23 protein-coding genes are annotated in these 25,694 nt (G+C 67.5%); 11 read left to right on the top strand and 12 right to left on the bottom strand.

Going from position 1 to position 25,694, the window contains the following annotated elements:
• Positions 1 to 5: 5 nt before the first annotated feature.
• Genes H6717_41935 through H6717_41925 form a run of 3 tightly spaced genes read right to left on the bottom strand, consistent with a single transcriptional unit; the run spans position 6 to position 3,732 of the window.
• Complete coding sequence (locus tag H6717_41935) at positions 6 to 962, bottom strand: hypothetical protein (GenBank protein ID MCB9583669.1); 957 nt, start codon at positions 960 to 962, stop codon at positions 6 to 8.
• Positions 959 to 2,404 carry a hypothetical protein gene (locus tag H6717_41930; protein ID MCB9583668.1) on the bottom strand — a complete coding sequence of 482 codons (1,446 nt, stop codon included), beginning with the start codon at positions 2,402 to 2,404 and terminating at the stop codon, positions 959 to 961. The genes H6717_41935 and H6717_41930 overlap by 4 nt, the downstream gene beginning before the upstream one ends.
• Positions 2,401 to 3,732 (bottom strand): AarF/ABC1/UbiB kinase family protein, encoded by a 1,332-nt coding sequence (locus tag H6717_41925; GenBank protein ID MCB9583667.1) that lies wholly within the window; start codon positions 3,730 to 3,732, stop codon positions 2,401 to 2,403. Before H6717_41925 ends, H6717_41930 begins: the two co-directional genes overlap by 4 nt.
• 117 nt (positions 3,733 to 3,849) lie before the next feature.
• On the opposite strand from H6717_41925, the gene H6717_41920 reads away from it, so the two are divergent.
• Complete coding sequence (locus H6717_41920) at positions 3,850 to 5,208, top strand: hypothetical protein (protein ID MCB9583666.1); 1,359 nt, start codon at positions 3,850 to 3,852, stop codon at positions 5,206 to 5,208.
• Here the strand turns inward: H6717_41920 and H6717_41915 are convergent.
• Entirely contained in the window at positions 5,158 to 6,573 is a 1,416-nt protein-coding gene (locus H6717_41915) for a PQQ-binding-like beta-propeller repeat protein (protein MCB9583665.1), read from the bottom strand. The genes H6717_41920 and H6717_41915 overlap by 51 nt on opposite strands.
• 96 nt (positions 6,574 to 6,669) lie before the next feature.
• Here H6717_41915 and H6717_41910 point away from each other — a divergent pair, with 96 nt between their 5' ends.
• Complete coding sequence (locus tag H6717_41910) at positions 6,670 to 7,860, top strand: FIST C-terminal domain-containing protein (protein ID MCB9583664.1); 1,191 nt, start codon at positions 6,670 to 6,672, stop codon at positions 7,858 to 7,860.
• Between the two features lie 33 nt (positions 7,861 to 7,893).
• Positions 7,894 to 10,173 (top strand): serine/threonine protein kinase, encoded by a 2,280-nt coding sequence (locus tag H6717_41905; protein ID MCB9583663.1) that lies wholly within the window; start codon positions 7,894 to 7,896, stop codon positions 10,171 to 10,173.
• 7 nt (positions 10,174 to 10,180) lie between these two features.
• Here H6717_41905 and H6717_41900 read toward each other — a convergent pair whose 3' ends face one another.
• From H6717_41900 to H6717_41890, 3 genes are all read right to left on the bottom strand, one after another.
• Entirely contained in the window at positions 10,181 to 11,308 is a 1,128-nt protein-coding gene (locus H6717_41900) for a hypothetical protein (GenBank protein ID MCB9583662.1), read from the bottom strand.
• A gap of 39 nt (positions 11,309 to 11,347) precedes the next feature.
• On the bottom strand, positions 11,348 to 12,295 hold the full coding sequence (locus H6717_41895) for a pyridoxal-phosphate dependent enzyme (protein ID MCB9583661.1): 948 nt from the start codon (positions 12,293 to 12,295) through the stop codon (positions 11,348 to 11,350).
• A 104-nt stretch (positions 12,296 to 12,399) separates the two neighbouring features.
• Positions 12,400 to 12,861 (bottom strand): hypothetical protein, encoded by a 462-nt coding sequence (locus tag H6717_41890; protein MCB9583660.1) that lies wholly within the window; start codon positions 12,859 to 12,861, stop codon positions 12,400 to 12,402.
• Positions 12,862 to 12,951: 90 nt separating this feature from the next.
• Between H6717_41890 and H6717_41885 the strand changes: the two genes are divergently transcribed.
• Complete coding sequence (locus H6717_41885; GenBank protein ID MCB9583659.1) at positions 12,952 to 13,407, top strand: PaaI family thioesterase; 456 nt, start codon at positions 12,952 to 12,954, stop codon at positions 13,405 to 13,407.
• Positions 13,404 to 13,850 (top strand): PaaI family thioesterase, encoded by a 447-nt coding sequence (locus H6717_41880; protein MCB9583658.1) that lies wholly within the window; start codon positions 13,404 to 13,406, stop codon positions 13,848 to 13,850. The genes H6717_41885 and H6717_41880 overlap by 4 nt, the downstream gene beginning before the upstream one ends.
• A gap of 65 nt (positions 13,851 to 13,915) precedes the next feature.
• Here H6717_41880 and H6717_41875 read toward each other — a convergent pair whose 3' ends face one another.
• A complete protein-coding gene (locus H6717_41875; protein MCB9583657.1) occupies positions 13,916 to 14,380 on the bottom strand; it encodes a hypothetical protein in 465 nt (154 codons plus the stop codon).
• A gap of 200 nt (positions 14,381 to 14,580) precedes the next feature.
• Between H6717_41875 and pntA the strand changes: the two genes are divergently transcribed.
• The 4 genes from pntA to H6717_41855 all read left to right on the top strand — a co-directional run bounded on the left by pntA (position 14,581) and on the right by H6717_41855 (position 20,559).
• A complete protein-coding gene (pntA, locus tag H6717_41870) occupies positions 14,581 to 16,149 on the top strand; it encodes a Re/Si-specific NAD(P)(+) transhydrogenase subunit alpha (protein ID MCB9583656.1) in 1,569 nt (522 codons plus the stop codon).
• 2 nt (positions 16,150 to 16,151) lie between these two features.
• Complete coding sequence (gene pntB / locus H6717_41865) at positions 16,152 to 17,573, top strand: Re/Si-specific NAD(P)(+) transhydrogenase subunit beta (protein MCB9583655.1); 1,422 nt, start codon at positions 16,152 to 16,154, stop codon at positions 17,571 to 17,573.
• A 155-nt stretch (positions 17,574 to 17,728) separates the two neighbouring features.
• Positions 17,729 to 19,402, top strand: coding sequence for an energy-dependent translational throttle protein EttA (gene ettA, locus H6717_41860; protein ID MCB9583654.1), 1,674 nt, complete (start codon positions 17,729 to 17,731; stop codon positions 19,400 to 19,402).
• A 251-nt stretch (positions 19,403 to 19,653) separates the two neighbouring features.
• A complete protein-coding gene (locus tag H6717_41855) occupies positions 19,654 to 20,559 on the top strand; it encodes a DUF1566 domain-containing protein (protein MCB9583653.1) in 906 nt (301 codons plus the stop codon).
• Between the two features lie 76 nt (positions 20,560 to 20,635).
• On the opposite strand, the gene H6717_41850 is transcribed toward H6717_41855, so the two are convergent.
• The 3 genes from H6717_41850 to H6717_41840 are packed head-to-tail and all read right to left on the bottom strand — an operon-like array spanning position 20,636 to position 23,260.
• A complete protein-coding gene (locus tag H6717_41850; GenBank protein MCB9583652.1) occupies positions 20,636 to 21,358 on the bottom strand; it encodes a hypothetical protein in 723 nt (240 codons plus the stop codon).
• Positions 21,359 to 21,368: 10 nt separating this feature from the next.
• Positions 21,369 to 22,076, bottom strand: a complete 708-nt coding sequence (locus H6717_41845) for a hypothetical protein (GenBank protein ID MCB9583651.1) — start codon at positions 22,074 to 22,076, stop codon at positions 21,369 to 21,371.
• Between the two features lie 17 nt (positions 22,077 to 22,093).
• Positions 22,094 to 23,260, bottom strand: coding sequence for a PD40 domain-containing protein (locus H6717_41840; protein ID MCB9583650.1), 1,167 nt, complete (start codon positions 23,258 to 23,260; stop codon positions 22,094 to 22,096).
• 59 nt (positions 23,261 to 23,319) lie between these two features.
• Here H6717_41840 and H6717_41835 point away from each other — a divergent pair, with 59 nt between their 5' ends.
• Both H6717_41835 and H6717_41830 read left to right on the top strand, forming a co-directional pair.
• Complete coding sequence (locus H6717_41835; protein MCB9583649.1) at positions 23,320 to 24,597, top strand: divalent metal cation transporter; 1,278 nt, start codon at positions 23,320 to 23,322, stop codon at positions 24,595 to 24,597.
• 71 nt (positions 24,598 to 24,668) lie between these two features.
• The gene (locus tag H6717_41830) at positions 24,669 to 25,166 is read left to right on the top strand and encodes an MYXO-CTERM sorting domain-containing protein (protein ID MCB9583648.1); all 498 of its coding nucleotides are present in this window, start codon (positions 24,669 to 24,671) and stop codon (positions 25,164 to 25,166) included.
• A 137-nt stretch (positions 25,167 to 25,303) separates the two neighbouring features.
• Here H6717_41830 and H6717_41825 read toward each other — a convergent pair whose 3' ends face one another.
• Positions 25,304 to 25,639, bottom strand: coding sequence for a hypothetical protein (locus H6717_41825; GenBank protein ID MCB9583647.1), 336 nt, complete (start codon positions 25,637 to 25,639; stop codon positions 25,304 to 25,306).
• Positions 25,640 to 25,694: the final 55 nt, after the last annotated feature.

Here is a 25,694-nt window from a genome sequence, read left to right as displayed (position 1 = left end):
GACAATCAAATGCCCAAGGCTCGGACCAGGGTGGCCACGGCGTTGCGCAGGCCCAAGACCTCGCGGCGCGTGCCCCCTGGTCGAGCGATTTCTCGCGGGGGAAGCCAGCGTTCGGGGCCGCCCTGTTCGAGCACGCCGTCGAGGCTGTACACCCTGAGGGATTTGATGCCGGCGGCGCGGGCGGCGGCGGCGTCTTGGCGCAGGGTTTCGGGATCCGGATAGCGGCGGCCGGGATCGATGCCGATGCCGGCGCTGCCCACCACGCCGAGATCGAGACCCGCGCGCTCGCCGAAGCGAGCGATGGCGTCTTCGGCGTAGCTCTGTACCAGCGCGGGGCCGAGCCACTCGCCGACGAGCTGGGCGAACGCGGTCTGGTACACCATGAACGAGACTTCGTCCCACGGGATGCCGCTCACGGGAATGTCGAGAGCGTCTTCCAGGAGCGTGCTGCCCTCGGGTTGATCGAGCACCAGCGGCAGCGTGACGGCGTGGGCGAAGACATCCGCCTGGTGTAGGCGGTCCACGGTGTCGCTCAACACTTGCTGCGCTCGCGTGAACTTGTCGGCATGCAGGTGCTGCTTCATGAGCGGGAGCCAGCGAAACACCGGGGAATGTCGCAGCGTCTCGGCGTACTCGAAGTCCGGCTCCAGGTCGAAGGAAACACCACGCAGGGCGACGCCGTCGCGAGCACTGCGCCAGCGCAGGAGATCGAGCACGGCCTCGCGCACCTGCTCCGCGTTGGTCTCTCCGACCCAATAGCCGTGGGCGCGATCCAGGAGCAACCACGCGAACACGTCCACACCGTGGTCGGCGGCCTCACGGGTGAGCGCCGCGAGCCCGGCGTCGCCGAGGCGCGCGGCCGGCAGCGCCAAGTGGAGCCGAAGGCCCAGGCGACCGAGCTCCGGCAGCGCCCCGCGGACGGTGTCGTCGTCCGCGAACTCCGACCACAGCCCGAAGCTCATCGCCCGAAGACCACGGCCTTGCGCGTGCGGGACAGGGGTGCGTCGTCGCGCAGGCGCACGCCACCGTGCACGGGCACGACGCCCAAGTCGTGCCACAACCGCGGCAGGCTCACGTGCTTGCCACGATGCATGCGCGGCAGGGACAGCTTGGAGAGCGCGTCGTCCTGCGCGCCGCGATCGCAGACCTCGATCACCTGCGTCAGAGGCCACACTTCGCTGGCGTTGCCGCCGGCGGCGAGCACCGCGCGCAGGCCGTCTTCCAAACCGCGGGCGCCGCCGGAGTCCTTGCGCACCGAAACGTCCGTGAGCAGCGTGACGATGGCGCCGCCCCAGTAGATGTCGCGATAGCTCTCGCTCTCTTCCAGCCCCAAACGGGTCACGGCGCGCAGGCCCTGCGGCATCGCTCGCGCGAACTCCGCCCACACGTCGCGCTCGCTGATGAACCCTGCGCGCGCGCGGATCAGCGGCTCGTAGTAGGTGGCCAGGCCCTCGTCGAGCCACTTGCCCTCGCCGCTGAACGACGGCACGCCCAAGTGGAAGAGCTCGTGCACCAGCACCCAGTCGTCGTAGAGGTCCTTCTTCTCGGTGTGCTCCCCGATCAGGATCACGATGCCGGGTGAGCTCTCGGGCAACACCTTGCCGAACAGCACCCCGCTGCGATCCTTCACCGGCAGCACGCTGATCATCACCCGCCGCACAGGAAAGCCGTGCCAGAACTCGCCCACGGCCTTCACGGAGTCGTGCACCCAAGCGCCGACGACCTCGCGAGGCGTGTCGAGATCGCCGTCGGCAAATTCCAGATCGATCTCCGCCTGTGGGGCGTTTTCTTGTTGGTCCGCCGCGAGGGCAAAGGGTCCGGGCACGCGCTCCACGTGGGACGACAGCTTCCCGAACAGGGCGTAGGTGGCGACCGGCAGCTCGTGGCCCCGAAGTCGATATACGTCCCCCACGCGCTCGAGCCCGGTGGCAAAGCTCTGCCCGGGCGGCGTGGTCACGCTCAGGGAAAGTCGCGTCTCGGAGCCCGACGGCTCCGGGCTGAGCATCCAGGTGGACGCCGGCGCGATGATGCTGTCGCCATAGCGCGCCGCTACATCGAAGCCATCCACGTCCCGGGCCACGCCGTCGAGGTCCACGCGGTAACGGAGCTCCACGCTGGACGGCGCGCCGTCCAGCACCCAGCGCGCGCCGTCGTGCCGCAGCGCGTGGCCGTCCGCCCGCACGGCGGAGATGTACCCCACGCTCTTCGGCTCCGTCGCGCGGAAGTGCGTGAGCCGCGCGCCGCTGCAGTGCACTTTCACGTCCAGCGTCGCGGGCGTCATGCTCGTCAGCTTCACGTCGTAGTGGCACGCTTCCACGTGCGCTTGCTTGCCCTGGGCCGCGGACGGCTCCGGCGGCCGTGCACAGCCGCACATCAGACACGCGAGGACGAGCCCACGTCTCATGACGGTGGCGGGCTCGGGCTCGCGGTGGACAGACCCCGCGCAAAGGCCTGCGACGCGTACGGCAACACCAATCCCGGCAATCCTGCCTTGGGCGCCAAGGTACCCACCAGACCGAAGAGCAGCACCAAAGTGCGCTCCACGTAGAAGTACCCCTCCGGATACTCCACGCTGCGCATGATGTCCCGAAGCTGCCCGCGGATTTGCTCGTAGCCGGAGAGCTTCTCGATGGTGTCGCGATCCAGCTGCGCGAAGTTGGTGATGTTCACGCTGGCCAGCACCTTGAGGTACTCGCGCCCCACCTTGGCCAAGAGGTCCCGATCGCCGTCGGCGGCCACGAAGCCCATGCGCTCGAGCCCCGACAGAATCTGCTCGTCGTCCCGCGTGATGGCGCCGAGCACGACCATCTTCATGCCTTCCGCCAGCGCGTCGGTCACTTCTTCCACGGCGCCGTAGTCCAAGATCACCAGCGTGGGGCCCGGCCGCACCAGGAAGTTCCCGGGGTGGGGATCCGCGTGGAACACGCGGTGCTCCAGCAGCATGTTCACGTAGCACTCCACCAGCAGTCGGGCGACGGCCTCCCGGTCGATACCTTCGCGCTCGAGCGCTTCCACGTCGGATATCTTCACGCCCTCTTCGAAGGTGAGAGTGAGCACGCCGGCAGCGGTGAGCTCGCCGACCACGCGGGGCACCACCACGTTTTCCTTGTCCGCGAACACCTCGCGCATGCGTTCGATGTTCCTGCGCTCGTTCTCGTAGTCCGTCTCTCGCGAGAGCATGGCTTCGAGCTGGTCGAGCACGCGCTCCATGCGGGAGATCGGGAACAGGCGGCGCACGACGGGAACGATCGAGCGGATCACTGCCAGGTCGCGACGGATCAGCGTTTCGATTCCGGGGTACAGCACCTTCACGGCGACGGGCTCGCCGTCGCGGGTGGTTGCGCGATGCACCTGCGCCAAGGACGCGGCGGCCAGCGGCTCGCGATGAAACGTTTCGAAGTGCGACAGGGGATCGTCCCCGAGGGCCTCGGTGAGACGCCCTTCGATCTCCGAAAATGGCCGCGGGGGAACCTTGTCCTGCAGCGATTCGAGAGCCTTGCCGTAGGCCGCCGGGAGGAACGTGCCGATCACGCTCAGCACTTGACCGACCTTGATGAACACACCGCGGAGCCGCGTGAAGCCCTGCGCCAAGCGGCGCGCGTTCTTGACGTGCACGCGCTCCATCCGCGCGGCGAGACGCTTCTGCCCGAACACGTGGGCGAGCAGCCACTGCACCCCGTACGACGCGAAGATCGTCCAGAACATGAGCAGGGCGCGCAGCGATCGAATCACGAGGGGTTCATCAGGGTAGCTTGGTTGGCGCGAGACCGGGGCGGCGAGAAATTCCAGTGAAAACGAAATGTGACCTCTGGCATTTCCATTGGCCTGCCGATCACTACACTTGGGCCCGTGACCTCGCCGCGGAAGACGTCGGGGCCCAGCGACGGTGCAATCTACCGGCGGGCCCTGAGCATCGGTCTCGCGGGGCTCGGCTTGGTGGCCGTGCTCGTGGGCATGGGCTCGCGCTCGAAAGGTAGTGAGCGACTCGAGCGCGTGGCGGCACCGACGGTGGATGCGGAGCTCATCAAGCCGGACGTTCCGGAGCTCGAGCCCGCGCCGTTGACGGACGCGCTGCGCAAGAAGGGGTTTCACGAGTGCAACCCCCACGACCCCATCGGGCTCGGGCCCTACACGGCCTACAAGAACCTGTACATGGGGCGCATCGCCATCCCCCAGAAGGGCGGCCACACCGACGACATGGGGTACGACGTCGTCATTCACTTCCATGGTCACTCCGCCGTGCGCAAGACGGTGGTGCAGGTGGCGCGGGGCGTGGCCTACGTGGGGATCGACAAGGGCCTCGGTAGCGGCAAGTACTCCAACGCCTTTCAGCGGCCGGACATATTTCCGAAGCTGTTGTCGTCCATCGAGAGCGCGCTCAAGAGCTACACCCACGACGACGGCGCCCACATCCGCCACGTGCTGCTGTCCGCCTGGAGCGCGGGTTACGGCGCGGTGAACGAAATCTTGAAGCACGGTGACGATCGCGTGGACGCCGTGGTGCTGCTCGACGGACTACACGCGGCGTGGAACCCGGCGCACCCCAGGCACGATGGCACCATCGCGTCGCTCTCGTCTCAACCCCTCGAGCCCACCTTCCGTTTCGCCAAGAAGGCGTTGGAAGGGGAAAAGATCTTCATCTTCACTCACTCCGACGTGGATCCAGTGCAATACCCGTCCACGCACGCCACGGCGGATTTGCTGCTCTCCGAGCTGGGCCTCACGCGCACGCCGCTGGGCACTACGGACGATCCCTTCGGTGAGGTGGCGCGCGTGGATCAGAATGGCTTTCACCTGTGGTCCTACAAGGGTCGCAACGAAGCCGCCCACTGCAGCCACATCTCCCACATCACCGAAGCGCTGCACTTGATTGAAGGCGCGTGGGACACGCCGGCCATGGATCGCAACGTGCCCTTCACGCCTGCGCCCAAGCTCGGCCACGGTAGCTCCGAGGAAGAAGAGGGCACCCCCGCCATCGAGCTCGAGCCGGTGGCGGAAGAGGGCGGCGACGCCGGGGTAGCGCCCACCGGCATCGAGACCATCGACAAGCTGGCGAACCCGGCGGCGGCGCTTCAGGTACCGGAAGCGGTCGAGCTGCTCAAAGGGCCGGCGCCGAAGGCAGAGCCCACGGCTCCGCCGGCGCCGCCTCCCGCGCCGTCAGCTCCCCCGAATGGCATACAGCCAGCCCTCCCCCGAGCCAACGAATAGCGTGCCGTCTTCGGCCACGGCGGCTGGCGAGTACAGGGGGAAGCCGCTGGGGACGTCCCACTCGCATCCCGACCCTGCGGCGCGCTGTGCTCGACCGGCGGACTTCTTGTCGCCGAGATAGAGATCCCAGAGCTTCTTGCCGCTGGCCGCACGCACCGCATACACGCTGCCGCCGAAGCGCGGTACGTACACCACGTCGCCGGCAGCAGCGGGCGAGGACCACTGGGGGAAGTAGCAGGGACCGACGGTGTGTCGATACACCATGCGCCCGGTCGACACCGTGATGCCCACGATGTCGCCGGAGTAGGGCTCGGCGTACACCAACATGCCAGCCACCAACGCCGGCGTGGTGCGTACGTTGCCCCAGTCCCCGGGACCTTTCGCCCGCCAGCGTTCCCGGCCGTTCTTCTTGGCCAGGGCGACGAAACCCGGGACGTCCTTGTAGTAAGTGTCGCGAGAGAACGGCAGGATCAGGAGATCTTGCGCCACGATCGGCGGAGCGTAGATCTCGGTCGGCAGCGGGCGACCTTTGCCGCCCCAGGGGGGGCGCATCACGGTTTGGCGCCACGCCTCCTTGCCGTCGTGGGTCAGGGCCACCACCTCGCCGCCTTGAGACGCCGCGTAGATGAAACGCTCGTCCGCCGAAGCTCCACCGCGGATGGCACCCGTGAGCTGCGTCTTCCACCGCTCCTTGCCGTCGGCCTGGGCCAGAGCGTAGAGGTAGCCCCCCGCGTCGCCGACGATCACGCTGTCGCCCACCAGCAGTGGGTAGCTGTACACCTTGCCCTTGCCGGCCTGCTTCCACACCACCTTGCCGGTGCGCAGGTCGAGGGCGTAGGTGTTGCCGTCGTCGCTGGTGGCGAACACGCGACTCTGAGTCACGGCCACGCCGTTGGCGTCCTGATCGAAATGCGTGAACCAGAGGCGCTTGCCGGTCTTCTGATCCAGCGCCACCACGCCGTCTTTGGGGTCCGGTTGGTTGTGTGCCTTGCCGGAGCTCGGGACGATGACCAGCTGGCCGCCGATGGCGACCGGGCCATTCAGGTAGCCTTGGATGCCGACCTCCGCAGACCACGCGATCCGGGGGTTGGTGATCGCCGGCGCGGATACGGTCCCCGTGCGTGTGTTGTCGCCGTGGAAGGTGAGCCAGCCCGTGTTCTGGGTGACCTCCACCGCGGCGACGGTGCCGGGATCCTCTTCCTCCGCCACCGCCGGGGGCACCTCCACGGTGTTGGGCTCGCCGGTGGCGATGACCTGAGGCGTCGGTGTGGGCGGTGGTGGTTCGGGCGGCGGAGCCGACCGCGGAGCCGGTGCGGGTCCACAACCAAGAATGGCCAGCGACACGAGAAATACGGCGCGTCTCATTTCGTGCCAGAGAAGGACTGCGGGTAACTCGCGTCAAGGGTGACGGTCAGGGAGTCCGGCGCTATCCTAATCGCTGGCCGTGAGGGGTCGGCTGACATGTACACGCTCTGCGGAAGCGGTGCCTCGACCGCATCGGATACGAGGAAGGCGGTTGCGGAGGCGCTGGAGCAGGCGCTGGCCAAGTTCGGCGGTCGCACGCCGTCCCTCGGCTTCCTGTTCGTAGCGCCGGAGCGCGGCGTCGCCGGGGCCCTGTCCGTCGCACGAGAACGCTTGCGCGGGATCGACTTCGTCGGTTGCAGCACTGCGGGTGAGATCACCGAACGCGGCTTGTCCCACGGTGGCGTGGCCTGTCTGCTCGTCGGTTGGGGCAAGGCGCGGCATGAGTTGTCGATCGTCCGTAAGATGGACGCTCCCGCGAAGGACATCGCGCAGGAGATCTGCGATGCCTTCGATGCCAGTGCGGAGGGACATCGCGTGTCCGGGCGGGGCGTGTCCACCTGCCTGATCTTGGGGGATGGTCTCTCCCCCAACTTCGAGAAGCTCGTCGTCGAGATCCGCCGCAAGGTCCCTGAAGAGCAGCTGTTCGTCGGCGCCGGTGCTGCGGATGAAGGGCATCTGGCGCGCACCGTAGTGGGGGCCAACGGCCTGGAATTCAGCGGTGGCGTCGTGGCGCTCCACGTCTACTCCCAAGATCGTTGGGGTGCGGGGGTGGAGCACGGTCTCGAGGTGGTGTCGCCGCGTATGACCATCACCAAGGCCGCCGGCAACGTGGTGATGGAAATCGACGGAAAGCCGGCCCTCTCCGTGTACAAGAAGTTCGCGCGGGAGCGCGGCGTCGAGCTCAAGCCGGAAGACGTGCCGCGCTTTTTGATGGAGCACGAGCTCGGCGTGCTGCTCTTCGAGCAGGTAGTGCGCGTGCGCGCGCCCATTCGCGTGGAGCCGAACGGTGCGTTGTTCTTCGCTGGCGAGGTCCCCGAGGGCTCCAACGTGTGCGTCGTCCGCGGAGAGCCGGACGCCATGACGGAAGGCGCGCGCGTCGCCGCACGGACGGCAAGAGAAGAGCTGGGAGCGTCCGAAGCCGCCGGCGTCTTGGTGTTCAGCTGCATCTGTCGAGGCACGACCTTCGGTAGTCGCTACGACGAAGAGATCGCGGCCATTCGCCAGGTCTTCCCGGAAGCGCCCATCGCCGGGTTCTTGAGCTACGGCGAGGTCGCACGCAGCCCGGGCAAGCTCGATGGCTACCACAACAATACTGTCGTGGTGGTCGCCATCCCACGCGGCGCGTGAAGCCACGCGCGCGCGGGCCTACACTGCGTGGTGGTGGTCGACGATTCGAACGAGCCGGTGACGCTGTACGACGTCGAGATGGAAGATCTCGACGCCGACGATCTCGTCGGCCTCTCCCTGCGGGACACCTACACGCTGACCCGTCTGCTGGGCGAGGGCGGCATGGCGCGGGTGTACGAAGCTCGCCATACCCGCATCCCCGCCAAGCGCTACGCGATCAAGGTGCTGCGCATCGACATGACGGCCCACGGGGAGATCGCAGCGCGGTTCGAGCGCGAAGCGCACGCCATCGCCAGCGTGGTCCACCCGAACATCGTCGACGTCATCGACATCGGGCTCACGCCCAGCCGCCGGCCGTACATCGTGACGGAATATCTGGATGGTACCGATCTGGCGGGCCTGTTGCGGGAGGTCGGGACCTTGCCGCCGCCGCTCGCTACCCACATCGCGCGTCAGGTGTGTCGAGGCATTTCCGCGGCGCACGCCTGCGGCGTGATCCACCGCGACCTCAAGCCGGAGAACGTGTTCCTCACCGGTGATCGCAAGGCGCCCCGCGCCAAGGTGTTGGATTTCGGGCTGGCACGCATGGTCGAGACTCGCGACATCACCCTCACGCGCAGCGGCATCGTGATGGGGACGCCGGCCTACATGTCCCCGGAGCAAGCCCGCGCGGAGCGCGCGGACGAAAGGAGCGACGTCTACGGCATCGGCGCGCTCCTGTACGTCATGCTGACCGGCAAGCAGCCGTATTCCGAAGCCACTCCCCAGGCCACCGTCCTGGCGGTGATGGCCGGAGAGCCTCCCCGGCCGCGGTCTCTCGTGTCGTCCATTCCGCAGCGCTTGGAGGGCATCGTGCAGCGCGCCATGGCGCGGGATCCCGCGGAGCGCTTCGCCACCGCACTGGAGTTGGAAGCCGAGCTCACGGCCTACGATGTCGACACCCACGCCGCCGAGCTGCGCATGTCGGCGCCCCCACCCTCGCTCAGCGGAGCCACGCAGGCCAGCGAGCACGACCGCACGCGCTTGGTGGCCGTGGCGGCGTTGGGCGCCGGGCTGCTCTTCTTGTGGCTCGCGATGGCCGCGAGCACCGGGCTCCGGATGTACGTGCTGCACCGTACGCCAACTGAACTGGAGCTGTTGCTCGTCGCGCTCACCATCCTCGGCACCGTCGCGACCCCCGCGTTGCTCTTGTTGCGCCACTTCCGCCGCCGGATCTGGAACAACAGCGCGCGGATTGCCGAGCTGTTGATGAGAACCCGCGCGGTCGTCTACTCGGCGATCGTGGCGTACGGCCTCTCCGCGCTCGCCGTCCGCGCTCACGATTTCTGGCGCCTGCCTCGCGCCGCGACCGGCGGCGCGGCCTGGGACGTGCTCCTGTGCGGGGTGGCAGTTCTCGTTGGCGCTGCTGCCGCGCTGCGGGGCGTGGTGCTGGGCAAGCGACCTGGACGGTTACGGCGTTTCGTCGCCGGTCCGGTCATCGGCGTCGCCACCTTGACGGCGGCGGTCTTCATCGTGCGGGCCGGCTTCATCGCCACGCCCGCGGCCAGCTTGGCGCCAGCGACGGCGCCGCCTCCACCAGCGCTCAGCACGGCGCCCCCACCAAACACGCCCCCGACGCCCAGCTCACCGCCGAGTGCGAGCGCGGTGCTCGAAGCGCCGGACGCCGCACCGGAGCCCGAGCGCGCGACCATCGCAGAGCTGGAGGCCGCCAAGCAGAGCGGCTTGTCCGGCTGGCGGCGGCTCGTCCAGCGCTACCCCGCCGACCCCCACGTACTGCTGCCGCTGGCGCTGGCCTACGGCGAGAAGCCCGACAGCTACGCGGACGCCGTTGGCACTTTGAAAAAGCTGTTCGCCGTGGACCGCGTGACGGCAAAAGACGAGAAGGTCCGCACCTTGCTCGTCAAGCTCGCCTTCAGCGATGGGCAAACGGAGCAAGCCCTCGCGTTGATGGCAGAGGACATGGGCGCCGCGGGGCCCGACCTGCTCTACGATCTCTACGTGACCGCTCCGGCGGTGCGCGGGCGTGCGCGCGAGCTCCTGCAGCGAGCGGACGTTCGCGAGCACGCGACCCCCGCGCTGCTCGTCGCCTTCGACGTTCGCTCGGCAGCGAGCTGCGAGGCCCGGCTCGCCGAGCTGCCGCGTGCCGAAAAGGATGGCGACGAGCGCACCATTGCCGTCCTCACCATGCTGAGCTCCAACACGAAGAAGGGTTGCGGCTGGAAGAAGCGCCGTCCTTGCCCGCCGCCCTGCGCAAAGCAGGCTGCGGCCTTTCGCGACGCCGCCGCCCAGATCCGATCGCGCCTCGAGAAGTGACCGCGGGTCAGGGACGCTTTGCGCGCCAGATCACGCCCGTCGCTTGATCGCTCACGTACACGTACTGACCATCCAGCGCGATGCCTACGGGCTTCTGTAGACCGGTAATCAGATCCTTGGTCGTCGCGGTGGACGCCACGCGGCCATCCCCGCTGCCCGTGCCGCGGTCGATCACGAAGACACTATCGTTCTGCGTCGCGCGCAGGTCGCCCAGATCCGTGTAGCCATTGTCGAGCTCGCCGGAGCCGGAACCGGGAACGGACTTCCACACGCTCCCGGTCGTGGTCGTCGAATACACCGTGCTGCCGAACACCACGATGCGGCGAAAAGAGGCGTTGGAGTTCAGGCTCACCGTGGGTTGTCCCGGCTGATACTGGTCGATGGACGCGTTCACGTAGTTCCAGAACACGCTGGTGCCGTCACTGGCGATGCTGCCGATGGGGCTTGCCAAGTCGTAGTCCACTTGCTCCCGGGTCGATCCCGCGGCGCGCGCGATCTTCCAGACGCTGCTGGAGCTCTCGCCGCACGGGTACACCACCGCGGCCGGAGTTTGCGTCGCCACACCAAGGCCGGCGATGTTGCACGGTCCGACCGTCAGATCCACGCCGGTGTTGGGGTCGACGCGGACCACGGCCCGGGCGGCATCGTCGCTGCCCACGATCACGGCTCCGTCGGTCTCGTCGATGAGCACGTCGCCCACCTGCACGCCGGCGTTCACGTCGGCACGAAGCACCGCGGCGCAACCGCCGCCCTTCGGCGCCTTCATCAGATCGAAGCCCGCACTCTTGGCGTTCACCCAGTAGATCGAGGTGGCGTCCACGGCGAGGGCTCCGGGATGGAGCTGGCCGCTGACGATTGGAAGTTGGCAATCGCCACCGCCCTCGCAGCTCGGCGGCGAGCTGCAACCGGCGTCGTTGGTACTGCCACCACTACCGGCCGAGCCACCACTACCGGCCGAGCCACCGCTACCGGCCGAGCCACCACTACCGGCCGAGCCACCGCTACCGGCCGAGCCACCGCTACCGGCCGAGCCACCACCGGCGTCGGTGTTGTCGATGACCTTGGTCTTCGAGCTCGATGAACAAGCACCCAACCCCGCGGTCAACAGCACGACCATCCACCACTTGTCCGTCATCGCGTCCTTCCGTAGTGGAACCAAAGCCGAATCTCAATCTCAGAAGGGCAGCGCGTCCAGGTCCACGTTGCCGCCGGAGAGCACCACCGCCACGCGCCGCGCGCCGAACAGCTCCGGCCGCTCGAGCAGGGCGGCCACCGGCGTGGCGGCGCTGGGCTCGATCACGATCTTCATGCGCTCCCACACGAGACGCATGGCGCCCAAAATGGCGTCGTCGTCCACGACCAGCACGTCATCTGCGAGGTCGCGCACCGGCGGCCAGGTGAGCTCGCCGATACCCGCCAACAGGCCGTCCGCCACGCTCTTCGGCGCGGGCAGCGCGATGCGCTCCCCAGCCTTGCGGGATCGCGCCGCTTCGTCGGCCCCCGACGGTTCCACGCCGATGATGCGCAAGCTCGGTTTTAGCGCCTTGCCCGCGATCGCGACGCCGCTCAGCATGCCGCCGCCCCCCAGCGGCATCACGATGGCATCGAGCTCCGGCACCTGTTCCAAGATCTCGAGGGCCAGCGTGCCCTGGCCGGAGATGACGTCGGGGTGATCGAAGGGCGGGATCAGCACCGCGCCGGTCTCCTGCGCCACACGGTTCGCCGTCTCTTCCCGCGCCGGCAGCGTGGGTGCGCAGGTCACCACGCGCGCGCCGTAGCCTTCCACGGCGGCGCGTTTCACCCGTGGCGCCGTCTCCGGCATCACCACGTGGGCCGCGATGCCTCGCGTCTTCGCCGCGAGCGCCAGCGCTTGTGCGTGGTTTCCGCTGGAGTGCGTCACCACGCCGCGTTCAGCATCCACGCCGGAGAGCGAGAGCACGGCGTTCATCGCGCCACGCACCTTGAAGGCGCCCACGCGCTGAAAGCACTCGCCCTTGAAGAACAGCTCGCGCCCAGCGCGCTGGTCCAGGGTGCGGCTGGTGAGGATCGGCGTGACGTGCACGTGGGGTGCGATGCGCTCGCGCGCCGTACGAATCGATTGAAGGCTTGCCGCGTAGCTCACGCCGGGAGCGTGGCTCACGCCGCGGCGTTTGGAAATGGCCGAGCCGCCCCGGGCGGCATTGCCCGGGGCGGCGGTGGCGGAAGCGCCTCGAGGAGGAGGTGGGGTCAGCGCTTCGGACCTCTCTTGGCGCCGCGGCGTGCGGCCAGCAGCTTGGCCTGCTCACTGGGCTTGAGGATCTGCCCCAGCGCCGCGAGCTCGCGATCTTGGATGCCCTGCATCTTCTTGCGTGCCGCGTTCAGCGAAGAAAGCGCGGTGCGATAAGCGTTCTCGTCGCTGCTCTTGGACTGGATCAGCTTCTTCAAGGCCTGCCGCGAGGAGCGCGTGCTCTCCGCCACGGCTTTGCGCTCGGCATCGAACTTCTTCATCGTTCCGAGCGCCTTCTGGGCGCGGGCGTCGTCCACGCCGGCGGCCTTCAGGCCGGCGAGGCGACGCGCATCCCGCTTTGCGGGGTCGGCCTTGTGCTTGGCGGCGGCATTCGGGCGCTTGGGCCCCGCGGGGGCCGCGAAGGTGGGGGCAGCGAGGAGGCTCAGGCCAATCACGCCGGCGAGTAGGGGGATGCGTCGCATGAAGGTCTCCTTTTGGTTCGTGTCGCGCAGCATTCAGACCTCGGATGCCGGTCGCCGGCGCCGTGTTAACGGCGCTATGCTCCCGGCCCCATGTCGAAGGCGGAGAAGCTCCAGCGCCTGGACCAGGGTTTCACCCAGGCCATCCCCCACAATCGCGCGCTGGGCTTGCGCTTCATCGACTTCGACGCCGGCACCGCGACGCTGTTGCTCCCCTGGAAGGAGGAGCTGGTCGGCAACCCCGAAACCGGCGTGCTCCACGGCGGGGCCGTCACCAGCATGTTGGACGCGGCCTGCGGCGCCGCCGTGTTCCTCAAGCTGGGGCAGCCGGCGCCCATCGCCACCTTGGATCTGCGCATCGACTACTTGAAGACCGGCGCCGCCAAACGCGACGTGGTCTGTCGCGCCGAGTGCTACAAGGTCACGCGCCACGTAGCGTTCGTACGCGGCGTGGCCTTCCACGACGAAGACGACCCCATCGCGTCCGCCGCGGGCACCTTCATGATCCAAGGCAAGGGCAAGCCCATTCGTGGAGCCGACGGCCGATGAGCGACCTGGTTTCCGCCATTCGTCGCGCCAAGGAGGCCGGTGACTTCTCCGAGCTGGTGACGGCGATCCCCTATTGGCGCTTCCTCGGCATCAGCGCCGAGCTCGCCGACGGCGAGATGGTCGCCAAGCTCAGCTACGCCGATCCGCTGATCGGCAACCCGGTGTTGCCCGCGCTGCACGGCGGCACCATTGGTGCGCTCTTGGAATCCGCCGCGGTGTTCGAGCTCTTCTGGCAAGCGGAGACGGTCGTCTTGCCCAAGACCATCAACATTACCGTGGCGTACCTGCGCTCCGGTCGGCCGGTGGATACTTTTGCCAAGGCCGTGATCACCAAGCATGGACGGCGCGTGGCCAGTGTTCGTGTCGAAGCGTGGCAGGAGGATCGCGCGCGGCCCATTGCCAGCGCCAGCGCGAATTTCCTCGTCACTCCGTTACCAGACTGATTTTGTCGCTTCGGCGCGGAACCTCGCGGCCGCGCGGTTCCGCGCTGCAGCGGCAAATCAAACCATCACAAGTACGAGCACATCGAGCACTCGTTGCCCTGACAGATGATCGCCGGATTGAAGGCCGGCCCGCCGTTGTTGTTGGAGACGGCGCAGTCCTGAACGCACTGACCCGCGGTGTCCGTAGGGTCGGGGCACTTTCGAGCGCACTCCACCATGCCCTTGCAGTCCTGGTCCGCCTCGCAGGCGGCGCCTTCGGTGCAGCACTTGGTCTTCAGGCAATCCTGACACGCGGCGTCAGCGCCGAAGTTGCCACAGCTCGCGCCGGCAGAACCCGCGGAACCCGCAGAACCCGCTGCGCCTGCGGTGCCCCCGGTCCCGCCCGTGATGGCGCCGCCGGTGCCTCCCGTGGAGCCCCCACCGCTGCCGCCGGAGCCGGCGTCGAAGGTGCTCTCGGAAGCGTCGTCGCTGCCGCAAGCCACCAAAAATACTGCGCTCAAGGCCAGGGCTGAACGCCAATACATTGCCATTTCCGCTCTCCTCGCAGATCTGGGAGGGTAGCCGGCGCCGCATTCCGGGGCCAGTTCCTCCGTTCCTGTCGCCCATCATCGAGGGCGGCCGAAAGCGCCCCAAGCTCTCCAAATTGAGCTATGGAAGCAACGCCGGCGCGCCCAGCTCGGGCGGCGTGCTGCTGCTCTTGGCTCGATCGCAGCGCTGGCGGTCAGTTTCGATGAAAATCGCCATCCCGAGAGAGGTGCGCATCGGCGAGCGTCGCGTAGCGGCGACTCCGGAGACCGCGGCGCGCTTGCAAAAGTTGGGCTTCGAGGTGCTGGTGCAGAGTGGCGCCGGCGACGGAGCCTCGTTCTTCGACGACGCCTACGAGAAGGTCGGTGCACGCATCGTGAAAGACGTGCCCGAGCTGTGGAGCGAAGCCGACATCGTGCTCAAGGTGCAGCCACCGGACGAGCTGCCCGATGACGACAAGAGTCGCCACGAGGTGGATCTGCTGCGCGAAGGTGCCACGCTGATCTCGTTCATCTGGCCGGCGAAGAGCGAGGCGCTGATCCAGCGGCTCGCTGAGCGCAAGGCGACGGTGCTGGCCATGGACCAGGTGCCACGCATCACTCGCGCTCAGAAGATGGACGCCTTGAGCAGCATGGCCAACATCGCCGGCTACCGTGCGGTGATCGAGGCTGCCAGCTTCTTCGGGCGCTTCTTCACTGGGCAGATGACTGCCGCGGGCAAGGTGCCGCCAGCCAAGGTGTTGGTGATCGGTGCCGGCGTCGCGGGCCTGGCGGCCATCGGCGCTGCCCGCGGTCTGGGCGCCATCGTTCGTGCCTTCGACACTCGCCCCGAGGTCAAGGATCAGGTGAAGAGCATGGGGGCGGACTTCCTCGAGGTGGCACTCGAGGAAGATGGCGCGGGCGAAGGCGGCTACGCCAAGGTGATGAGCCCCGCGTTCATCAAGGCGGAGATGGAGCTGTTCGCCGCCCAATGCAAGGACGTGGACATCGTCATCACCACCGCGCTCATTCCCGGGAAACCGGCTCCGCAGCTGATCACCCGCGAGATGGTGGAGATGATGAAGCCGGGCTCGGTGGTGGTCGACCTGGCCGCAGAGGCCGGCGGCAACTGCCAGGTCACGCGCCCGGGGCAGGTGATCACCCACGAGGGTGTGACCGTCATCGGCTACATCGACTTGCCGAGTCGCCTCGCCCCCACGGCCAGCCAGCTGTACGGCTCGAACCTCTATCATCTGCTCGCGGACATGGGCGGGGCCAAGAGCTGGCACGTGGATCACAACGATCCCGTCGTTCGCGGCGCGTTGGTGCTGCACGACGGCGAGCTGATGTGGCCTCCGCCCAAGGCGGAGCCTCCGCCGGCACCCAAGAAGCCGAAGATACCGAGCACCGTGCCGCCGGCTCATCGCGACAAGCTGGCGGAGCCTCCCAAGAAGGGCAACGCCGGCGCCATCGGCATGCTGCTGGCGGCCGTCGCGCTGGCCGCCTTGGGCATGGTCGCACCCGCCGGCTTCCTCACTCACCTCACCGTGTTCGTGCTGGCCGTGATCATCGGTTGGCAGGTGATCTGGAACGTGACGCCGTCGCTCCACACGCCGCTCATGAGCGTCACGAACGCCATCAGCGGTATCATCTTGATCGGCGGCATGCTCCAGATCAGCGGGCCGCTCCAGTCGCCCGTCACCATTCTGGGTGCGGTGGCCGTGCTCATCGCGACCATCAACGTTGCTGGGGGATTCCTCGTGACGCAGCGAATGCTGCGGATGTTCCACAAGTAGCCATGCCGCACAGCCTCGTCACCACCGCCTACCTCGCCGCCGGCGTTCTCTTCATCCTGAGCCTGAGTGGGCTCAGCAAGCAGGAGACGGCGCGGCGGGGAAACACCTTTGGCATCGTCGGGATGCTGATCGCCCTCGGCGCCACCGCCGCGGGCGGCAGCGTCACGGGGTATCTACCGCTTCTCGGCGCAGTGCTCGTGGGCGCGGTGATCGGCGCCACCCTCGCCGCCCGCGTGGCGATGACCAGCATGCCGGAGCTCGTCGCCATCTTGCACAGCTTCGTCGGCGCCGCTGCGGTGCTGGTCGGCATCGCGAGCTACCTCGATCCATCGAATCAGCTCGTGGGCGCGGAAGCCGTGATCCACGAGGTGGAGGTGTTCGTCGGCGTGTTCATCGGCGCCATCACCTTCACCGGATCGATCATCGCCTTCGGAAAGCTGCGCGGAATGATCGGAAGCAAGCCCCTCTTGCTCCCGGCGCGCCATCTCATCAACCTGGGCTTGGTGGGTGGGAGCGTGGCCCTCGGCGCGCAGTTCCTCGCTGCCAGCGCCCATGGAGGCCTCACTCCGCTCTTGATCATGACTGGGCTCGCTTCTGTGCTCGGCATCTTGCTGGTGATGGCCATCGGCGGTGCGGACATGCCCGTGGTGGTGAGCATGCTCAACAGCTACTCCGGGTGGGCCGCCGCCGCCGCGGGCTTCATGCTCTCGAACGATCTGCTCATCATCACCGGTGCACTGGTCGGCTCCAGCGGCGCGATCCTCTCGTACATCATGTGCCGCGCCATGAATCGCTCGTTCCTGTCGGTCATCTTCGGTGGCTTCGGCGCCGCCGAGGGTTCCGCGCCCGCCCGCAAGGAGGGCGAGCCGCAGGGCGAGGTGGTGAGCATCACCGCGGACGAGACCGCGGGCCTCTTGAAGGACGCAAAGAGCGTGATCGTGGTGCCTGGCTACGGCATGGCCGTGGCACAGGCGCAGTATCCGCTGTGGGAGGTGGCACGGGTGCTCAAGGAGAAGGGCACCAACGTGCGCTTCGCGATTCACCCGGTGGCCGGTCGCCTGCCCGGGCACATGAACGTGCTCTTGGCGGAAGCCAAGGTGCCGTACGACATCGTGCTCGAGATGGAAGAGATCAACGAGGACTTCCCGGAGACGGACGTCGTGCTCGTGATTGGCGCCAACGACATCGTGAACCCCAGCGCCCTCGACGACCCGCAGAGCCCCATCTACGGCATGCCCGTGCTCGAGGTGTGGAAAGCGAAGACCACCATCGTGATGAAGCGCGGTATGGCGAGCGGCTACGCCGGCATCGAGAACCCGCTGTTCTTCATGGAGAACACGCAGATGCTGTTCGGGGACGCGAAGAAGACGGTGGACGCCATTCTCGGTCAGCTCAAGAGCGACGCCGCCAGCGAAGCCGCCTGAGGTCGGGGCGGCGCGAGCCCGCTGAGGAACCCCACCCCTTCGGATATCGCGCAGCGCGTTCGAAGGAGGGGCACGCCCGGGCAGAGTTGCCCGCGTAGCGGGGGGGTGGCGATCGCCACTCGCGAAACGGAAACGTTCAGGGTATTGAGCGGCGCATGCCCGAGTTCATTTTCACGATGCAGGAGGTGACCAAGGTTCACCCTCCGGACAAGAAGGTGCTGGAGAACATCACCCTCGCCTTCTTTCCCGGCGCCAAGATCGGCGTCATTGGCGTGAACGGTTCCGGCAAGAGCTCCCTCCTGCGCATCATGGCAGGGGTCGACACGGAGTTCTTGGGCGAGGCGCACCCCCACCCCGGGACCAAGATCGGCTACTTCGCGCAGGAACCGGACCTGGGAGACGCGAAGACCGTGAAGGAGGCCGTGGACGTCGCCGTGGCGGACGTTCGCGCGCTGCTCGAGCGGTTCGAGGCGGTCAGCATGAAGCTGGGGGAGCCGATGAGCGACGACGAGATGACGAAGCTCCTCGACGAGCAGGCCAAGCTCCAGGACCAGATCGACGCCGCGGACGCCTGGACGCTCGACAACCGCGTGGAGGTGGCGATGGAAGCCCTGCGCACGCCGCCTCCGGACGCCGAGATCGACAAGCTCTCCGGCGGTGAAAAGCGACGCGTGGCCCTGTGCCGCGTGCTGCTCGGCAGGCCGGACATGCTGCTCTTGGACGAGCCCACCAACCACCTGGACGCCGAGAGCGTGGCGTGGCTCGAGCGCTACCTACAGGAGTATCCGGGGACCGTGGTGGCCATCACTCACGATCGCTACTTCTTGGACGACGTCGCGGAGTGGATCCTGGAGCTCGATCGCGGGCGCGGCTATCCGTACAAGGGCAACTACTCCGGCTGGCTGGAGCAGAAGTCCGCGCGGCTCGCCGTGGAGGAGAAACAGGAGAGCGCTCGCCAGCGCAAGCTCAAGCACGAGCTCGATTGGGTGCGGGCGTCACCCCGCGCGCGGCAAGCCAAGAGCAAGGCACGCCTCGCGGCCTACGACGAGCTCGTGGAAAAGAGCAACAAGGGTTCGAGCGACCCCACGGAGATCAGCATTCCGCCCGGGCCTCGCTTGGGAGACTTGGTCATCGAAGCCAAGAACCTGAACAAGGGCTTCGGGGATCGTCTGTTGGTCGACGATCTTTCCTTCAAGCTACCGCGGAGCGGCATCGTGGGCGTCATCGGACCCAACGGCGCCGGCAAGACCACGCTGTTCCGCATGCTCGTGAAGCAGGACACGCCGGACTCGGGAGAGCTCGTCGTGGGCGACACGGTGCAGGTGGCCTACGTGGATCAGAGTCGCGAGGCGCTCTCGGGCGACAGCAGCGTGTGGCAGGAGATCAGCGGCGGCGAAGATCGCATTACCCTGGGCAAGCGCGAGGTGGCGTCCCGCGCCTACTGCGCCTGGTTCGGCTTCAAAGGCAGCGATCAGCAGAAGCCCGTCGGCGCGCTTTCCGGTGGCGAGCGCAACCGCGTGCACCTGGCCAAGCTCCTGAAAGAAGGCGGCAACCTGCTGCTCCTCGACGAGCCGACCAACGACCTGGACGTGGAAACGCTGCGCGCCCTCGAAGAGGCGCTGCTGGACTTCCCCGGCTGTGCCGTGGTCATCAGTCACGATCGCTGGTTCCTCGACCGCATCGCCACCCACATCCTGGCCTTCGAGGGGGACAGCCACGTGGAGTGGTTCGAAGGGAACTACCAGGCCTACGAGGCGGACAGAAAGCGTCGCCTGGGCGTGGATGCCGATCAGCCGCACCGGATCAAGTACAAGCGTCTGGAGCGCTGACGCACCGCGGGCTATGCTCGCAGCGTGAAAATCGGGATCCTTGTCTTGTGGAGCGCCTGCGCGCTCGCCGCTTGTTCCTCGTCCTCCAAGAACACCGTCACCGGTAGCGGCGGAACGGGCGCTGGGGCGGGCAGCGGCGGCGCCGCGGGCATTGGCGGAACAGGTGGCGCCGCGGCAGCGGCGCTGCGGCGGGCAGCGGTGGCGCGGCGGGCGCAGCGGGCAGCGGTGGCGCGGCGGGCGCAGCGGGCGCGGTGGCGCAGCGGGCGCGGCAGGCAGCGGGTGCGGCGGGCAGCGGTGGTGCGGCGGGCAGCGGCGGCGTGCCGGGCACCGGCAAGTGGCCGGATTCGGCAACCACGTCCTGCAGCGATGGCGTCACGTTCGGGGTGAGCTGTCCGGGGGACGGCGCCGACTACTACGGACAGGATGGGAACTTCGAGATCGACAAGCCGACGTATTCCGTCAATGGCGCCGTCGTCACGGATTCCGTGCTTGGGCTGGCGTGGCGCTTGGGGAACGCTCAAACGTCTCACTCGGGAGCGAGCGCGGCGTGCCAGGGCTCCGGCTTTGGCTGGCGCGTACCAACGTTCCTCGAGCTGTTGTCGCTGATGGACTACGGAGCGTCGATTGACGCGGTACCAGCTACCTTCGCCAAACAAGGGCCTTTCTGGGCAGCGGAGACCGCTCCCGAGGCCGGAACCGGGTGGACCTTCACGGCGGATACCGGCCTGCCGATTCCCGCGCCTGGCAGCACCTTGGTCAGCGTGCTGTGCGTTTCTGGTCAGCCGATCAGCGGCGCCATGGGCAAGCCGTTCAACGGAACCGTTCAAGACGGTCGCACCGGGCTCCACTGGCAAACGGGCACGACGCCTGCCGAGACGTGGAAGGATGCGCTCAAGTATTGCAAGGGCGCACAGGGTGCGGGTTTCGCTACCGGGTGGCGTCTGCCGTCCGTCAAGGAGCTCCTCACCATCGCCAAGACGGACTCGAAGAACGCGATTGACCTCAATGTGTTCAACTCCGCCGTACCGGTCTGGACCTCGTCGCCGGTCGCGACGGACGGCTCCAAAGCTTGGCTCGTGGACTTCAACCCGTTGACGGTCACTGCCACCGCCGTGACGGCGACGGCCGAAGTCCGCTGCGTGCACGGCCCGAGCTGAGACGGGCATCGCGCCGAGCCAACATCAAGATCGTAGCTCTCCGAATGGATGTTGGTTCGGCGCGGAACCTCGCGGCTCACTTCTTCTGCAACGTCTCCGTCCCGATCTTGGCCGCGCTCGCTTGAGCCCAGCGTCCGTCGAGGGTGCTGCCTTGCACCTTGTAGGCGACGACGCCAACGTCCGCGGGGCCCCAACCCACCACCAGGGTGTTGCCTTCCTTGAGCCCCACGCCGGAGTAGGCTTCGCCGCTGGTGAGGCGCCAGTCGATCTTGTAGGTGTCGCCGTTGGGGTGGATGTTCACGGTGCCGGCGTAGGTGCTGCCCTTGCTGGTTCGGGCGCTGGTGATCTTGTAGCTGCCGTCCAATCCGGAGGGGCCGGACAGGACCTCGGTACCGACGCTGTTGTCGGTATCCGTGATCCAGCGCCCATCGAGATTGCCGCCACTGATGGTGTACATCACCACGCCGTAGCCTTGCTTGCCCCAGCCGACGCCAAGCACGCCGTCGCGCTCCAGCGCGACACCGCCGTAGCTCTCGCCGGTGCCCAGCGTCCACTTCAGCGTGTAAGAATCGCCGGAGCTGGAGATCTCCACCGTGCCCGAATAGCTGCCGCCGCCTGGGTTTTGGCCCTTGCTGATGCTCCAGCTTCCCGCGAGCCCGCTCGTCGTCGTCGTAGCAGGAGCGGTTGCGGCCGGCGCCGCGGGGACGGGTGTCTCCTCGGCCTGCTTCTTCTTGCAGGCGAGCAAGGCGGCGGCGGAGAGCGCGACGGCGGCGAAGATGGTGGTGTTCGTGGGTTTCATGTTCTTCCTTTCAGCGTGCGCGCATCAGTTGCTCGTTCTGCACGCCTGGCGCGGAGCGGCCGAACTGCACCCAGCCGATGGGGGTGAGGATGGCACCAGCGACCATGCCGCCGAGCCCGAGCACGGCCAAGTTGCTGCCCGAGTCGCTGTTCTCGTCCAGGCTTTCTCCGATGCCCGCCAAGAGGGCGATGCTGCCCACGAAGAGCAACACGATGCCGCTGACACCCAGTGTGAGCCCCGTGGAGCGAGCGCTCTTGGTCCTGGGATCCACGACCAGGCGCGAGGGCCCGTCCACGCTCACCTTGCGGCGCCCCGCGAGCGTATCCGAGCTCTCACCGACCGACAGCCAGTACTCGTTGGGCGTCACGTAGACGAGGCAGCGATCCGGACAACGCACGACGGGGCGCTCGGCCTTCCTGTCGAGGGACAACGTGAAGGAGAGCCCCGGCTGCGAACCCTCGAGGACGAGCGGTACGTAACCGGGCGGCGGGTAGGGCGAGTAGGGACGTAGATAGCCTCCGGGAGCGGGCTGCACGGGCGTAGCGCTGGGTGCGGGCGTGCTGGGTGCGGGCGCGCTGGGTGCGGGCGGGGGAGCCGTGGTGACGTCCACCACACCGCCGTCCGTCGCGGTCACCGGTTGTGGAGCCTGCGCCAGCGCAGACTGGCACAGGAGTAGAGTGGAGAAGAGCGCCGCCCCCGCTCGCCGCACGTGCATCACGCGGCGAGCCTACAGCGTCACTGCTTGTCGATCCAGACCAGGTCCGTGACGAACGCCGTGCCGCAGTCCCGGACACGTTTTGGTGCGCCGGCTTCGGAGCCATCCACTGCCACGGTCTCGATGTGATTGCAGCTCTGGGTTTCTCCGTACAGATAGGCAATGCGGCTGCCGTCCGGCGAGAAGCTGGCGTTGGTGCCCGGGTGGCTCGTGACTTGCACGGCGTTCGCGCCGTCGACGTCCGACACGTACAGCGTGCCCTTGTCCAAGTGGTTCTGGTACAGGAGCTTGGTGCCGTCCGGGGACAGGTCTCGCAGCGTCGCGCTGTCCACGACCTTCGTGGGGGTACCCGTGGGCAGCGTGGTCTTCACGATGCTGCGACTCTGCGTGCCGCCCTGGATCTCCACCACCGTGTAGTAGATCTCGGACTCGTCCGCCGTGGGCTCGGGCGAGACCTCGAGCTTCATCACGGGTTCGGGGGTCAAGAACTCGAACGCGCCGCTGGCCACGTTCATGCGACCCAGCTGATAGCCCTTGTTGCTGAACTGCGGTCCCGGCAGCTCCTGGAAATCGTAGCGACGGCACACGTACAACGTGTCGTCCTTCTGGTTGAAGGTGTGGCATTCATCGTTGATGTTGCCGAAGGAGAGGACCTTCGCAGTCTGGGCGCTGGTGTCGTAGAGCCAGGTGTTCTGGATGGCGTCGCCCAAAGCCAGGCCATAGTGCTCGAGCTGAAGCGGATCCCCGCAGGCGAAGGCGACGGTGTTTCCATCGTGCGATGCGCCGAGGCTCCACACGCGGTACGCCTGGAAGATCTCCGTCTCTCCCGTGCCGTCCGGGCGGATGCTGAGCACCTTGTTCGGATTGGCGTTCCAGTCATCGAACAGCAGCGACAGCCCCGTGGGGATCGGGTTCTTGGCGGCGAAGGAAATGTGCTCTGGGAGGGGATCCGGGATGTATCCGTCGGGGGTAAAGGCGGCGTCGCCATCGTCTGAGGCGTCCACGCCGGCGTCGACTCCCGCGCCCCCTCCGACGGCCGCCGTACCACCCGCACCGGCGCTGCCCGCCGTGCCCCCGGAGCCGCCGTTGGAGCTGTCGTCACTGCTGCAGGCAGCGAAGCTCGCGCACACCGAGAACACCGCCAGCAGCGAAACGAAGCGAAGCGTCATGGCGGCGGAGCGAAGCATGGGGCGGAGACTCGCGCAACCCGCCCCGACACCTGTATCCTCCGCTGCCGGAAGGGGTCATGACCGAGACGTCACGTAAAGGAGTGCTGTCGGCGCTGGGTCCCGGCTTGCTGTTCGCCGCCGCGGCAGTGGGCGTGTCGCATCTGGTGCAGTCCACCCGCGCCGGTGCCGTCTACGGCCTGGCTCTGGTGGGCATGGTGATCCTCGCCAATGTCGTGAAGTACCCCGCGTTTCGTTTCGGCCCCTACTACTCCGTGGCCACGCGCACCTCGATCCTCGAGGGCTATCGGCGGCAAGGCACGTGGGCGCTCGTGCTCTACGGCCTGCTCACCCTGGGCACCATGTTCACCGTGCTCGGCGCCATCGGCTTGGTGACCGCCGGGCTCGCGATGGCGACCTTCGGGTTCAAGGCCAGTCCCCTGGGCGTGGCCACGGCCTTGATCGGCGTCTGTGCCGTGCTCTTGGCCGTGGGCCACTACCACTGGCTCGACCGCGTGGTGAAGGTGCTGGTCGGCGTGCTCACCGTTTCGACCATCGTCTCCACCGTGATGGCGATCCCCCGGGTGAATTGGGCCGGCGCCCACTGGTGGCTCACGCCCAGCGAGCTCGATCGCCCGACGATCTTCTTCGTGGCTGCGCTGGTCGGATGGATGCCGTCGGCGATCGACGTCTCCGTTTGGCAATCCTTGTGGACGCTGGCGCGGAGGGAAGACTCCGGCCACGAGGCCACGCTGAAAGAGTCGTCCATCGATTTCCACATCGGCTATCTGGGGACGGCCTTCTTGGCGCTGTGCTTCGTGCTGCTCGGCGCGGGTGTGATGCACGGCAGCGGCCAGAAGTTTGCGGACACCGCGGGCGGGTTCGCGGCCCAGGTGATCACCCTGTACTCCGACAACTTGGGCGCCTGGAGCCGCCCCATCATCGGCACGGCGGCCTTCGCCGTGATGTTCTCGACCCTTTTGACCGTCGTGGATGGCTTTCCGCGGGCGCTGGCCGTCCTCGTCGCCCGTTTCCGCGGGCCGGAGACGGGCGCGCGCTACGAGCTCGGGGAGCCCGCCCAGCGGCGCAGCTACTGGGTCGCGCTGCTGGTGCTCTCCGCGGGGGCGCTGCTCATCATCAGCCTGCTCATGAAGTCCCTCAAATCGCTCGTCGACATCGCGACCACGCTCTCGTTCCTGTCGGCGCCGTTGCTCAGCGTGCTCAATCACCGGGCGGTTACGGGAGCGGAAGTCGAAAAGAAGCTTCGCCCGCCGCGTTGGCTCGTGAACATGAGCCTTGCCGGCATCGCCTTCCAGGGGCTCTTTGCCGTCTACTATCTGTGGGTCCGCTACGGTTGATGCCCTTGCACACACGGTAGGTGTCGTGGCCACCTCCTCGCGGAGGACAAAACGGCGCTACACTCACCTGGATGCGTTCTTTCCGAATCTTGCCCTTGGTCGTAGTGCTCGCAGCGGGCTGCGCCCTGGACACCGAAGGGGTGGGGAATCTGTTCAACGGCGATGCCGGCGTTACGGGCGGCGCTCCGGGAGGAGGCAGCGGCGGTAGTGGCGCCTACGCCACTGGCGGGCTGGGCGGAGAAGGCGCGACGGCCGCCCAAGGCGGCGTCGGGGGCGAAGCTGCGACAGGAGGTGTCGCGGGCGGCACGGGCGCGACCGGCGGCACGGGCGCGACCGGCGGCACGGGCGCAACTGGCGGCACGGGCGCAACTGGCGGCACGGGCGCAACTGGCGGCACGGGCGGCATCATCACCGATGGCGGCACTGCCGACGGTGGCGTCAAGTCGCTCACCGTGGACGACGATGGCGGCTGCGGCTGCCGCACGGCCCCTGCGCGAAGCCCGAGCTACGGAGCCCTCGCGTTGGCCGGCCTCGCGCTGGTGCTCGGTCGACGCCGTCGCCGACGCTAGCGGCGGCGCGGCCATGCGAAGAAGAGTCGCAGGCACGCTGCCCATCGTTCGCCTGAGTCGCGAGACGCCTCGCGTCACGGCTCGATGAAAACGCGCGGGCTGACCTTGGCGTCATCCCGCTACGTCCTTCTCGTCTTTCATGACGGCCAGGGCAGTTTCGAGTGCAGGAAGCGCCATGCGTCCTTCTCGCGATTTGTGGCGCGCTTGCTTACGACGATGCGTTCGGGCGGAAGCACCTTCAGGAGTACGCCGTCGACGTCAACTTCGGCGGCGGCTCCCAGTTCGGCGCTGAAGTCCCGCAGGCCGTGACAGTGGGTGACGACGTCGAATCTGTCCTCCAGCTCGTCGCCGCCAATGCTTGGAGGCATCATTCCGAAGTTGCCGGAGATCGAGATGCCTCCCGCCGAACGCACGGCCTGTCCGATGCGCGGGTCGTCCGTGCGTTCGAACCAAAGATGGATGTCTTCGGTCATCCCTCAGGCGCCTTGCACCAGCGCCGCGCTCATCTCGACGACCAGATAGCGCACA

This window comes from Polyangiaceae bacterium (assembly GCA_020633235.1).
Classification (GTDB): domain Bacteria; phylum Myxococcota_A; class Polyangia; order Polyangiales; family Polyangiaceae; genus JACKEA01.
This window is presented reverse-complemented; position numbering and strand designations above follow the sequence as displayed.